The sequence below is a fragment of the Rhizobium sp. RHZ01 genome (assembly GCF_014851595.1).
Classification (GTDB): domain Bacteria; phylum Pseudomonadota; class Alphaproteobacteria; order Rhizobiales; family Rhizobiaceae; genus Rhizobium; species Rhizobium altiplani.
The window spans coordinates 1-255 of the sequence record NZ_JACUZZ010000151.1 but is presented as its reverse complement, the minus strand read 5'-3'; the positions used below and the strand labels follow the sequence as shown (position 1 = coordinate 255).

Genomic DNA, 255 nt, shown 5'->3' with positions numbered 1-255 from the left:
ACCGGATGCCTACAAACAGTCGGAGCCCGCAAGGGTGACGGCGTACCTTTTGTATAATGGGTCAACGACTTAGTGTAACAAGCAAGCTTAAGCCGGTAGGTGTAGGCGAAGCGAAAGCGAGTCTGAATAGGGCGATTTAGTTTGTTGCATTAGACCCGAAACCGAGTGATCTAGCCATGAGCAGGTTGAAGGTTGGGTAACACCAACTGGAGGACCGAACCCGCATCTGTTGCAATAGATTGGGATGACTTGTGG

Annotated in this window: 1 rRNA gene; it reads left to right on the top strand. The window is 50.6% G+C overall.

The annotated features are described in order from the left end of the window. Nucleotides 1–255, top strand: a 23S ribosomal RNA gene (locus tag IB248_RS31235); the annotation flags it as partial.